The sequence below is a fragment of the Paenibacillus validus NBRC 15382 genome, assembly GCF_004000985.1.
Classification (GTDB): Bacteria; Bacillota; Bacilli; order Paenibacillales; family NBRC-103111; genus Paenibacillus_G; species Paenibacillus_G validus.
This window is the reverse complement of record NZ_BIMH01000080.1, coordinates 1-9,683: the sequence shown is the minus strand read 5'-3', so window position 1 is coordinate 9,683 and position 9,683 is coordinate 1. Positions and strand designations below refer to the sequence as shown.

Genomic DNA, 9,683 nt, shown 5'->3' with positions numbered 1-9,683 from the left:
GATGAACTTTGTATTTGTTGCATCTTGTTATTATTTTGCCTTTTATTTTCGCGTTAGGCAGCCTGATTCTGAATAAAATGATGCCGCACATCCATACCGGATGGTTTATTTTGCCTGCACCCGTTTTGATATTTATTTATTTTCTGGTACGGTTGCCAGAGGTTCAGGATGGGGAGCGATTAACGGCCGCGGTACCGTGGATCCCTTCACTAGGAGTGAATTTTACCGTTTATTTGGATGGGCTCAGTCTGCTGTTTGCGCTTCTGATTTCGGGGGTCGGTTCCTTAGTTATTCTGTATTCGATCTTTTATTTGAACAAAAGAAAAGAAGCGATCGGTCAGTTTTACATTTATTTGCTCCTATTCATGGGAGCTATGCTCGGGGTAGTGCTTTCCGATAACCTGATTGTGCTGTACGGATTCTGGGAGCTGACAAGCATTTCGTCTTTCCTTCTGATCGCTTTCTGGTACCAAAGGGAAAAGTCGAGGTACGGCGCTTTAAAATCAATGCTTATTACCGTGTTCGGGGGCTTGGCGATGCTAAGCGGGTTCGTGCTGCTCTACGTTATGACAGGAACATTCAGCAATAGGGAAATTCTCGCGAATGTAAACACGATAACGGAGCACAGCTTATTTGGTCCTGCGATGCTGCTTGTTCTGCTGGGGGCCTTCACGAAGTCTGCACAGTTCCCGTTTCATATTTGGCTGCCGGATGCAATGGAAGCACCAACGCCGGTAAGCGCGTATTTACATTCCGCAACTATGGTTAAGGCGGGATTGTATTTGGTGGCACGGCTTAGCCCGATATTTGCTGGCGAAGCAGTCTGGTTTTGGCTTGTTTCCGGAACGGGGATCGTGACCTTGATTTATGGATCATATCGAGCGCTCAAGCAGACAGATTTAAAATCACTGCTTGCCTTTTCAACGATCAGCCAACTGGGACTTATTATGAGCTTGCTCGGTCTTGGTTCGGCAGCAGCCATTTATTCCGGAACAAGCGAGTCTTTGTTTTACGTGAAAGCTACGATGGCGGGTATCTTCCATCTTATCAATCATGCGATATTCAAAGGCGCCTTGTTCATGGTTGTGGGTATCGTCGACCATGAGACGGGAACGAGAGATATCCGTAAGCTGGGCGGTTTAATGTCGGTCATGCCGGTGACCTTCTCCATCGCTTTGATCGGGACATCCTCCATGGCCGGACTACCGCCGTTTAACGGCTTTTTGAGCAAGGAAATGTTTTTTACGGCCGTCCTTAACATTCTGAAGATGGATGTTTTTAATATGCAGTTTATAGGCGTGTTCTTCCCAGTTATTGCTTGGATTGCGAGTATCTTCACGTTCTTATACAGTATGTTATTGTTATTCAAAACGTTTACAGGGAAGCAGCAGTTCGACAAGCTGGAGAAAAAGCCGCATGAGGCTCCGCTTGGCATGCTTCTTCCTCCTGTTGTTCTGGCATCGCTCGCTGTCGTTTTCGGCTTGTTTCCAAATTTATTGTCGTACACACTAATCGAGCCGGCAATGGCAGCGATTCATCCGACTCTGCTACTGCCAGGACAACAATTCGATACGGATATTCATATGTGGCATGGCTGGACGACTGAAGTATTTATGACGATAGGCGTTGTCGTATCGGGAATTGTACTTTACCGCCTGTATCATCGCGTAACGTGGCTTCACCGGCCGTTATTTAGCGGGGTATCCCTAAATAAAACCTATGATGGCGGGCTTAACATGCTGGATAAAGGAGCAAAAGGTCTAACAGATCGTTACATGACGGGCTCCATTCGCCATTATTTGATTTATATCTTTGCGTTTTTGATTGTCTCTATTACGATTACAATGGGCGGCTCTGCGAATATGCGGTTTGACTTCTCCGAATATGCGCCGATGTCGTTATATGAAGCGGTTGTGATTTTCGCGCTTATCGTATCAGTGATTGCCGTTCCGTTCGCCCGCACGAGAATGCTTGCAATCATATTGACAGGTACGGTCGGTTATATGGTCACCTTGTTTTTCGTCATCTTCCGTGCGCCGGATCTGGCGCTGACCCAGATGATCGTGGAGACGGTATCCGTTACGTTATTCCTTCTGTGCTTCTACCATCTGCCTAAACTGAAGAAAGAGATTGAGACATTGAGCTTTAAACTGCCGAATTTCGTAATCGCGCTTGGGGTGGGCGTGGTAATGACCTTACTTGCTCTAAGCGCAAGCAGCAACCGATCGTTTGAATCGATAGCGGATTTTTATATTAAGGAAAGCTACAACCTCGCAGGGGGTAAAAATATTGTTAACGTCATCCTTGTTGATTTTCGCGGTTTTGATACGATGCTGGAGATTGTTGTGCTTGGTATTGCATCCTATGGGATCTATGCTCTAATCAGATTGAAGATAAAACATGAGGAGGAACCCGCTACCCCTGGTTATTGGGAGAGTGGAGGTAAGCTTCCGATCAATGGAATACGAAGCAATGATGTAATTTTGAAGACAATATCCAAGGTTGTTATATTTATCATTTTGACGTTTTCCTTGTACCTGTTTTTCTCCGGACATAATGAGCCTGGCGGCGGTTTTATTGGAGCGCTGATGACGGCTGCCGCATTCGTACTGTTAGCAATGGCGTTTGGCATCAAGACGGTTAGCGAGGTCATTCCGATCGATTTCCGCAAGGTGAGTGCTGTGGGCATTCTAGTCGCTTTACTCACGGGTGTAGGCTCTTTCTTGTTTGATGTGCCATTTCTTAGCCACACCTTCGGCTATCGGAATCTGCCGCTGCTTGGCCATACCGAATTGGCAACCGCAATGCTGTTTGATTTGGGCGTTTACCTAACCGTCGTTGGCATCACCATGACGATTATTTTGGCGATAGGGAGGGATAAGTAAAGATGGAACTATACATGTCACTTGCGATTGGCGCGCTGTTCACCGTCGGCGTGTACCTGCTGCTGTCGAAAAGCCTGCTGCGCATTATACTGGGTACCTCACTCCTTACGCACGGTGTTCATTTGCTCTTGCTTACGATGTCCCGTTTAAAAACAGGGGCCGCTCCGCTGCTGGGGCAAAAGGCAGAGTCCTATGTGGATCCACTGCCGCAGGCGCTTATTTTAACATCCATTGTGATCAGCTTCGGCGTTACGTCCTTCTTCTTCGTGCTTGCCTATAAGGCTTATCAGAAACTGGGAACGGACGATATGGAGGAATTAAGGGGGAAGGAAGATGAATAATCTGCTTGTATTTCCACTTCTTATCCCTTTATGTACAGCTGCTGTCCTTATTTTTCTCAAAAATAAGATATCGCTTCAAAGGTGGCTTAGCAGCCTTAGTTTATTGGGCACAGCAGCCTCCGCAGGGATGATAGTGTATCAAGTAAGAACGGAAGGCATTCAAACACTGCATATGGGAGGATGGCTCCCGCCACATGGAATCATATTTGTAGCTGATATGCTGGCTGCGCTCCTTGTTCTTGTAACAACGATTGTTGGAGCCTTTTGTTTGTTCTACTCCTTCGGTACGGTCGGGGAGCAGCGGGAACGTTATTATTATTACACTTTCTTTCAATTTCTGCTTGTAGGGGTTAACGGCTCGTTCTTGACTGGAGATCTGTTTAACTTGTTTGTCTGTTTCGAGGTGATGCTGATATCTTCTTATGCGCTGATTGTACTTGGCGGAACGAAAAGGCAGCTGCGCGAAACGCTAAAATATATTTTAATCAATATTTTATCGTCCACGTTATTCGTAGCGGCTGTAGCTTATTTATATGGCGTTGTAGGTACGCTGAATATGGCGGACCTGTCCCTGCGGGTAGCAGAGGCAGGCCAAGAAGGCGTATTAAACGTCATCGCCATTTTGTTCATGATTGTTTTCTCGCTAAAGGCGGGCTTGTTTCTCTTCTTTTGGCTTCCCGGATCCTACAGCGTTCCGCCGGCAGCTGTGTCGGCATTATTCGGCGCTCTATTGACGAAGGTAGGCTTATATGCGTTGATTCGGACCTTTACACTCGTGTTCTACCACGACCCGGTTATTACTCATAGCTGGATTGCTTGGATGGCCGCCGCTACAATAATCCTTGGTGCATTCGGGGCCATAGCCTACTCGGACGTGCAACGGATAATAAACTATAATGTTGTCATTACAGTAGGGTTCATTGCTTTTGGGCTGTCAGTGACCGCTAAGACTGCGATGGACGGAGTCGTCTTTTATTTATTGCATGACATGGTAGCGAAGGCGATGCTTTTTATTTTGGGAGGCCTAATCGTACATGTAACTGGCACGAGCCAGCTCAAGGAAATGGGCGGCATGATTAAGCGGCATCCGGTAATGGGCTGGATGCTCTTCATCACCGCTCTAGCGATTGCGGGTATTCCACCGCTTAGCGGCTTTGCGGGTAAGCTGCTCATCATTCAGGGAGGCTTACAGGAGCATTATTTCTGGCTGACTGGTATCGCTGTTGCATCCAGTTTTATCGTGCTTTATTCATTAGTCCGATTATTTATAAGCGCCTTTTGGGGAGAAGAGAAACTGTCGTCGAATCCTCAGACGGTTCTCTCTAAAGGGATGCTTTTATCGGCTGGGGGTCTGTTTATTATTATGATCTTGATGGGACTTGGCTCGGAGTGGGTATATCGGGTCGTATCGGAGGCTGGAAACACACTGATGAATCCGGAAATTTACATTAATGCGGTACTGAAGGAGTAGAAGAGATGGCCTTACAAATATTGTTAAACCTGGCGATTGCCTTCGTCTGGATGTTCTTATACAATGACTTCTCGGCTCCACGGTTTACGGTCGGGTACTTGCTCGGGATCATTTGCATTGGACTGCTTAGCCGCTTCTGGCCGCATGACTTTTATATGAGACGATTATGGGCGGTTGTTAAGCTGCTTGTCCTCTTTACTAAAGAGCTAATTATTTCCAGTTTCTTGGTCATAATGCAAATTATCCGGCCCCGACTTGCCGTTCGACCAGGCATATTCGCGCTAGAAACGGAACTTAAATCGGATTGGGAAATTACCGTTCTATCCTGCCTCATATGTTTGACCCCCGGCACATTGACGTTGGATGTGGCGCGGGACGGCCAGACACTGTATATTCATGCCATGGATATCGAGGATGTGAATGAGCTGTCTAAGCAGATCAAAGGTACGTTTGAAAGGGCGATTATGGAGGTGACGCGCTCGTGATGTCTAGTTTGCTGCTATTATCGTTAGCCATTTTGTCACTTGCGATCGTTTGCTGTATGTATCGGCTGCTGAAAGGGCCATCGATCTCGGACCGTATCGCCGCGCTGGACACGATCGGGGTTCTGCTGCTTTCCATGATCGCGGTCATTTGCATGCTGCTAAAAACCTATGCATACTTTGACATCATTTTGGTCATAGGCATCTTGACCTTTATAGGAACTACCGCCTTTGCGCGATATATAGAAAGAGGTGTTGTCATTGAAAGCGGAGATGATGATTCAGATCGGTGAAATTCTGATTGGATTGCTAGTATTATCAGGCGCTTTGATAAGCGCACTAAGCGCATTCGGTCTGATCAGGCTGCCAGATGTTTATCTGCGTTCGCATGCTGCAACCAAAAGCGCAACGTTAGGCGTGCTTTTCATCTTAGTCGGCGCTTTTCTTTATTTTGCGTTTTTTTTGGAGCATGTAAGCGCCAAGTTGCTGCTTGGCATCGTCTTTGTATTTATAACAGCACCTGTGGCCGGTCATTTGAATGGACGAGCGGCGTACCGCTCGGGCGTACCGATGTGGGAGCGAAGCGTGCAGGATGATTTGGCGAAGGACTTAAAAAAGAAGGAGAGCAAATAAGGGGAAAAGCAGTCTCACATAGAGACTGCTTTTTTTGCTTTTTATGAGACATTCATGTTCTTATTTACCACATCGATGCCTCTTTAGGAACAAACACTCACTCCTTCATGAGGTTCCAACAAGCATTTGAAGCGACCAATTAAATTCCTTTTGCGGATAACTGTTATCACAATGGTTACGAATTTCCAATATTGATCTAATTTTGAGAAAAAAACTATTAGACTAAAATATAGTTGTAGACGTTTAACTAACGGACACACAGTTCGTTAAGCAGCCCAGTCTGTGTTTCCTTCAATGGCTTATGCGTATTTTACTATTGATGTTGACAGAATTTATTCAACTGAAAGTTGAGGGACTTGAAACACTAATCACCGGTAAACCCGTAATAGTAATTCGTAATGGGCAGTTAATACCGGAAAATATGAAGAAAGTTAAATTATCGGTTGATAAACTAGAGCAAAGGCTTAGACAAGCCGGTATAGCCAATATTAGCGATGTAGAGTGGGCGACGTTAGAGGTTAGTGGACAAATTGGGTGTCAATTGAAGGCAGAAAAACAGCCAGCGAGCAAAGAAGATATTCAGAAACTTATCAGCCTTATCGAAACGAAATGGCCGCATAGTAATAGTGCTACGGAGAAAGATCAGGTGACATCTTATAACAATCTGTTTACTGAAGTGATAAAAGGAGGGCATGACCCTCGCCCGCCAGAGCAACTACGGTAACTGTATGCAACGAGCTTATCTGATGTATTGGAGGTATCCGGTGATCTAAGCGCGTGGAACACGAAACTGTTATACTGGTGCATGCGGTGCAGATAAGGCTCTTAAAGACATGCAAAGTTCCGGAAACACAATCGATGAAGGCGAGGAAACATGTTTGTTTACATACGGGGGCGCTCATGCGTGATAACTTTGGTATTTCAAGTCTCGTCTCACAAGGAACAGGTTAATGGCATTGCGATATGTTCCCCTCATGACGACAGCGAAAAAAGTATCCGTTAAGACGGACTTACGTTGTTGACTGGAGGGGGATTGTTCTTCCACTAAAATTGGTTAATACCTAAGTACGAGCCTTTTGTTTGTTAGGCAGCGAAGCATCCGTTTCATTATGCAAGGAGGTTTCGTTTTTCACAGGCCGGCCAGTTTTTGGAGCCATTTCAGAATGGAAAGATATTAGCACGGATACTGCCATAAGCAGAGAATAATCGCTAAGGGTAAGGCGCTAACTATGATGGCTGTCTGAAATGCCGGTAATCCACCGGAAGACATCAGAATAACCGCTGAGGCCGACAAAACAAGGCCCCATATTACTTTAACGATAGTCGGAGGATTTAAGCTGCCATAGGTCGTCTGCATGCCTAGTACTAAGGTGGCGGAATCGGCCGAGGTGATAAAGAACGTGCTAACTAAAAATAATGTCAAGATGACCAATAACATCGACATCGGAAGGTGGTCATAGATGTAAAACAATGCTGTCTCAAGAGTTTGACCTGAAACATTCAAGCCTAATACGTGCTTCATATAAATCCCGGTTCCCCCGAACACTCCAAACCAAACAGAACACACAATCGAGGGAATAATTAAAGCCGCGATCACAAATTCCCTAACATTTCTCCCTTTGGACACCCGCGCAATAAAGGTGCCTACGAAGGGGGCCCATGCAATCCACCAGGCCCAATAGAAAATGGTCCATGATCTGAGCCATTCGGCATTGCGTTCATTAAAAGGAGCGAGACGCAATCCCATAGACAATAAATTCTGAACATATCCCCCGAACGTCGTAGTGAACAAATCCAACAGGAATACGGTAGGACCAAGAAATAAAAAACTGATGAACAAAATAACCGCCAAAAACAAATTGGCATTGCTTAAATATTTAATGCCGCGATCTAAACCGGTGCCGGCCGATAGAATGAATAGAACGGTGACTATCGCGATAATGATTAGCTGCACGGAAAAATTATTAGGAATACCGGTTAAATAGCTGATACCGCCGTTAATTTGCGCGGCTCCTAAACCTAATGAGGCAGCAACGCCGAATATGGTGGCAAATACCGCAAACGTGTCTATTTCCGCCCGAACAAATATAACGGATGTAATTATTCGCGAACCTGAGAGCGACGAAGTCCGATCGGTGTTTGCGATTCATCACATTAACGCTGTCTTTAAAGAGTTGTCACGGCATCCGAGGTTGCTTGCTATTGTTGAGTATATCTTAGGCAGCCAGCCATACATCCATCAGTCCAGAATTAATTTTAAACCGGGCTTTACCGGTAAAGAATTTTATTGGCACTCTGACTTTGAAACCTGGCATGTCGAAGACGGCATGCCGAGAATGAGAGCACTCGGCTGTTCCATTGCCTTGGAGGATAACTTTCATTTCACTGGTCCGCTTATGGTCATTCCGGGTTCCCATAAACACTTTGTTGCGTGTGTAGGAGAGACCCCGGAAAACCATTTCAAGCAATCGTTAGAAAGCAGCAGTACGGGGGGCCAGACCATGGAAGTCTAACTGACCTAGCCAAACAAGGCGGGATCGATACGCCGGTTGGAAAAGCGGGATCGATTGTGTTGTTTGACTGTAATATTATGCATGGCTCTAACAGCAACATTACGCCGATGACTCGCAGTAACGTTTTCATTGTATACAACAGCGTTGACAACAAAGTGGGAGAGCCATTTTCGGGACAAAGGGCCAGACCGGAATTCATCGCCACCCGAAAGGGATTATGATTTCTCTTCCTCTAATCGGTTCAATCATCGGTATAAACGTTGTATATGTATCGATCTTCACGCTGCGCCTTATTCTTGTCATCAAAGGAAAAAGGGGATTGGCGTCCTTCCTGGCCATGCTCGAAGTGTTTATTTACTTGATGGGTCTTAACTTGATGCTGCAAAACGTGAATAATCCATATAATATGGCCGCATATTGTATCGGTTTCGGGATTGGGGTTTATATGGGCAGTCGAATCGAAGAATATTTGACACTGGGGTATCTGGTAGTGCAAGTTATCGTTGACTCCTTGGAAATGGAGCTTGCCGCTCAGCTAAGAGAAAAAGGATACGGGGTTACGTCCTGGCCAGCAGATGGAAGGGGGACGGTAAGCGACTGGTCCTGCAAGTACTGGTCAAAAGAAATAACGAAAAGCGGTTAATTAAAGGTTGACTAGAAAAACAACCACCTTTGCTGGTTGTTTTTCTAGTTTCCGTAATAAAATTTAGTACCTACCATAGAAAACTCTAACACTTATAAAACATTTATTTGTATAAAAATATTAAAAATACCATGAAAAGCAAGGTGTTATTTAAGTGTTACAAAGATTATCAGACAAGGAGCTAATTGATACTTTTTTAAAATCGCTTGAAAACAAGGAATATGAGTCGGCATTAGATTTAGAGGCCTGAATTAAGGTCTCGACAGATCGTTTGGAGCCGTAAGATTAGCTATCGACGCATAGATAAATCAAAACTGTGGCGTGCGTTAATTGAGTCGTAAAAAGAAAATACATATACATATTACAACATATTCAGCAGGCCATTTAATCCCGGATACACTAGCTCAATTCTATTTAGACTGCATCTAAACATTTATGTCGGGAATGGGTACAAGTTCTTGTCATCCGACATGTCGTCCGACAGGTTAACATAAAAGGGGTTTTATCGATTTATATACATATGTACAAAATACGGGTTTTGTGAATATGTCATGGAATAAAGTTAGTATGACTCTTGTTGCTTATTGAATTTTTTCATTCCGTCAATTACCCACACCAACACCCGCCCCGTCGGACGACACAAACTTATCTTTTTAATTCAGTAGCCGAATGTCGTCCTAAAATCAAAAAAATAAAAAGCGTATGCCGCATAATG

Annotated in this window: 8 protein-coding genes and 2 pseudogenes; 9 read left to right on the top strand and 1 reads right to left on the bottom strand. The window is 44.9% G+C overall.

Features of this window, described 5'->3' with window-relative positions:
• Window positions 1-8: 8 nt before the first annotated feature.
• The 7 genes from PVA01S_RS25425 to PVA01S_RS25395 all read left to right on the top strand — a co-directional run bounded on the left by PVA01S_RS25425 (window position 9) and on the right by PVA01S_RS25395 (window position 6,536).
• Complete coding sequence (locus PVA01S_RS25425) at window positions 9-2,885, top strand: Na+/H+ antiporter subunit A (RefSeq protein ID WP_127610617.1); 2,877 nt, start codon at window positions 9-11, stop codon at window positions 2,883-2,885.
• A 2-nt stretch (window positions 2,886-2,887) separates the two neighbouring features.
• The gene (locus PVA01S_RS25420) at window positions 2,888-3,226 is read left to right on the top strand and encodes a Na(+)/H(+) antiporter subunit C (RefSeq protein WP_054796211.1); all 339 of its coding nucleotides are present in this window, start codon (window positions 2,888-2,890) and stop codon (window positions 3,224-3,226) included.
• Window positions 3,219-4,697, top strand: a complete 1,479-nt coding sequence (locus tag PVA01S_RS25415) for a Na+/H+ antiporter subunit D (RefSeq protein WP_127610615.1) — start codon at window positions 3,219-3,221, stop codon at window positions 4,695-4,697. The genes PVA01S_RS25420 and PVA01S_RS25415 overlap by 8 nt, the downstream gene beginning before the upstream one ends.
• A 5-nt stretch (window positions 4,698-4,702) precedes the next feature.
• Window positions 4,703-5,182, top strand: coding sequence for a Na+/H+ antiporter subunit E (locus tag PVA01S_RS25410; RefSeq protein WP_127610613.1), 480 nt, complete (start codon window positions 4,703-4,705; stop codon window positions 5,180-5,182).
• The gene (locus PVA01S_RS25405) at window positions 5,182-5,472 is read left to right on the top strand and encodes a Na(+)/H(+) antiporter subunit F1 (RefSeq protein WP_412760946.1); all 291 of its coding nucleotides are present in this window, start codon (window positions 5,182-5,184) and stop codon (window positions 5,470-5,472) included. The genes PVA01S_RS25410 and PVA01S_RS25405 overlap by 1 nt, the downstream gene beginning before the upstream one ends.
• Entirely contained in the window at window positions 5,456-5,812 is a 357-nt protein-coding gene (mnhG, locus tag PVA01S_RS25400; RefSeq protein ID WP_127610619.1) for a monovalent cation/H(+) antiporter subunit G, read from the top strand. The genes PVA01S_RS25405 and mnhG overlap by 17 nt, the downstream gene beginning before the upstream one ends.
• 319 nt (window positions 5,813-6,131) lie before the next feature.
• The gene (locus tag PVA01S_RS25395) at window positions 6,132-6,536 is read left to right on the top strand and encodes a DUF421 domain-containing protein (protein WP_244933051.1); all 405 of its coding nucleotides are present in this window, start codon (window positions 6,132-6,134) and stop codon (window positions 6,534-6,536) included.
• 450 nt (window positions 6,537-6,986) lie between these two features.
• On the opposite strand, the gene PVA01S_RS25390 is transcribed toward PVA01S_RS25395, so the two are convergent.
• The gene (locus PVA01S_RS25390; RefSeq protein ID WP_412760945.1) at window positions 6,987-7,856 is read right to left on the bottom strand and encodes a BCCT family transporter; all 870 of its coding nucleotides are present in this window, start codon (window positions 7,854-7,856) and stop codon (window positions 6,987-6,989) included.
• A 49-nt stretch (window positions 7,857-7,905) separates the two neighbouring features.
• Here PVA01S_RS25390 and PVA01S_RS25385 point away from each other — a divergent pair.
• Window positions 7,906-8,546, top strand: a pseudogene (locus tag PVA01S_RS25385) (phytanoyl-CoA dioxygenase family protein); the annotation flags it as partial.
• Window positions 8,543-8,973 (top strand): annotated as a pseudogene (locus PVA01S_RS25380) (DUF2179 domain-containing protein); the annotation flags it as partial. The pseudogenes PVA01S_RS25385 and PVA01S_RS25380, both read left to right, overlap by 4 nt.
• Window positions 8,974-9,683 lie beyond the last annotated feature (710 nt).

What these genes read in the sequence shown, in the direction of transcription:
- PVA01S_RS25410 (WP_127610613.1), top strand. Translation starts at nt 4,703, where the DNA reads ATGGCCTTACAAATATTGTTAAACCTGGCGATTGCCTTCGTCTGGATG.
- PVA01S_RS25395 (WP_244933051.1), top strand. Translation starts at nt 6,132, where the DNA reads ATGTTGACAGAATTTATTCAACTGAAAGTTGAGGGACTTGAAACACTA.
- PVA01S_RS25415 (WP_127610615.1), top strand. Translation starts at nt 3,219, where the DNA reads ATGAATAATCTGCTTGTATTTCCACTTCTTATCCCTTTATGTACAGCT.
- PVA01S_RS25420 (WP_054796211.1), top strand. Translation starts at nt 2,888, where the DNA reads ATGGAACTATACATGTCACTTGCGATTGGCGCGCTGTTCACCGTCGGC.
- PVA01S_RS25405 (WP_412760946.1), top strand. Translation starts at nt 5,182, where the DNA reads ATGTCTAGTTTGCTGCTATTATCGTTAGCCATTTTGTCACTTGCGATC.
- mnhG (WP_127610619.1), top strand. Translation starts at nt 5,456, where the DNA reads ATGATTCAGATCGGTGAAATTCTGATTGGATTGCTAGTATTATCAGGC.